Origin of the sequence: Parabacteroides sp. AF17-3, assembly GCF_003635445.1 — a bacterium.
GTDB lineage: Bacteria > Bacteroidota > Bacteroidia > Bacteroidales > Tannerellaceae > Parabacteroides > Parabacteroides goldsteinii.
Genome location: NZ_QTMM01000011.1, coordinates 263125 through 265017, shown reverse-complemented (window position 1 = coordinate 265017; position 1893 = coordinate 263125). Strand labels below are relative to the sequence as shown.

The 1893-nt window shown below is 45.1% G+C and carries 1 protein-coding gene; it reads right to left on the bottom strand.

The window, feature by feature from the left end; all coding sequences use genetic code 11:
• Positions 1–38 precede the first annotated feature (38 nt).
• Positions 39–1893: TraG family conjugative transposon ATPase (locus DWW91_RS16220; RefSeq protein WP_122328340.1), on the bottom strand; the 1855-nt coding region annotated here is incomplete at its 5' end.

The window sequence follows — 1893 nt, the reverse complement described above, 5'->3', positions numbered from 1 at the left end:
GAATGGAACGTTAAACAATCACACATAAGACTTACATGTCACAGCCACGCTTCTTCTATCAATATTAATTTTCTGATACCCTTTAGTTTACGCATCTTGTTAATGAACACTTCCATGATGATAATCGTAGTAATCGGGAACAGGATTTTGTGGTCTTTGATATTATCCAACTCAAAGACAATGAAGCGTTTATGTAACAAATCAAGCTCCTTGTCGGAGTTCAGCAGGTAGTCGTATTCGCCCCCTTTGTAGTAAGGTTCTAATACATTCAGGAAATTGTCTATATCAAAATCCTTTTCCCGGACGTTCTTTTTTTGCAGGTGTTCCCGGTAATCGGTTTTCACATACTCGTAGAACGTATTGAAGCAGGGAGTAACCGAACTGTCCTTAGTAATCAGTTCGATATAGGAACTTACAGCGTTTGACAAAGCCACTTCTTCCGCCCGTGTGGGTGCTTCATCGTCCCTTTTCCACAGGGTCAGGATAAGCGTTTTGATACTCTCCTTTTTCTCAATATCAAATACCCCATCTTCCACATAGAAAGGATTGAACGCTATCGGGTTTTCGGTGGTATAAGTGAAATATATTCCATCTTCCCCGTGTGTTTTGCGGTTAATCATTTCACACAGCCCCAAGTAACTGTTTCCTGTATCGACCAACAGGACGTGCGCCCCTTGTTCGTAATACTGGCGCACCATGTGGTTGGTAAAGAATGACTTGCCGCTACCACTCGGCCCAAGTATAAACTTGTTGCGATTGGTAATGATACCTTTTTTCATGGGTAGGTCTGAAATATCAATGTGCAACGGCTTTCCAGTGACCCTATCCACCATCTTGATACCAAAAGGGGAAAGCGAACTTTTGTAGTTCGTTTCTTCAGTGAACAGGCAAAGAGCCTGTTCGGTAAAAGTGTAGAAACTTTCTTCCGCCGGGAAGTCCCCCTGATTGCCGGGTATGCCCGCCCAAAACAGGGTCGGCGTGTCGGTGGTGTTATGGCGTGGCTTGCACTCCATAAGTGCGAGCTGGCTACCTACATCGTTTTTGATATGCTTTAGTTCGTCCCGGTCGTCACTCCATGCCATGATATTGCAATGGCATCGCACGGAGATAAGCCCCTGTGAATGTGCTTCGTTCAAATATTCCTCTATCCAAGCCTTGTTTATCTGATTGGCACGGCTGTATTTGGAAAGCGAGTGCATATTGCGAGCCATCTTTTCAAACTGTTTCAGGTTCTCCGTATGGTCGTCAATGAAGATGTACTGGTTATAGATATGGTTACAGGAGAGCAACACGCCCACCGGAGAAGCAAAAGATAACCTGCAATCGCTCCGGTCGGTGGATAACTTTTCATAGCGGGTATCTGTTCCCACCTTGCCCGGCATATCTTCCGCATCCGAAAGGGTATGCAAACAAAGAATATCATCGCCAATCTTCATTTCGTCAGCACCCAGTGAAATATCTTTCAGTGTGGTGGTATCGGTCTGTGAGAGTGAAAAGTATTTCTCCACAATACCCGCCGTTTCCCTTGTTCCGGTGATTTCGTCCGAGTTCAGGCGGGTAAGGGTAATGAAACCGCTATCGTTCATAATGCTTTCAAACTGCCCCACCGCTTCGAGGAATTTTGTAACCGTTTCCTTATCCTTTATCTCTTTGGGGACAAGGAAACCCCGGCAAAGGGTGGAAAAATTACTCTGCATCCGGCTGCGTTCCTTTGTGGTTTTCGTCAGGAACAGGTAGCAGGTATGATTTAAGAAAGGTCTTTCATTGAAATGCCGTTCAAAGGAACGGGAAAGGAAACTCAAATCATCCTTTTGGATGTCAGGCGCATAGTTCTCTTTGATGAACCAGTCCTGTTTGTGTACGATGCTGTAATCGGGCAGCACCTTTACCGCT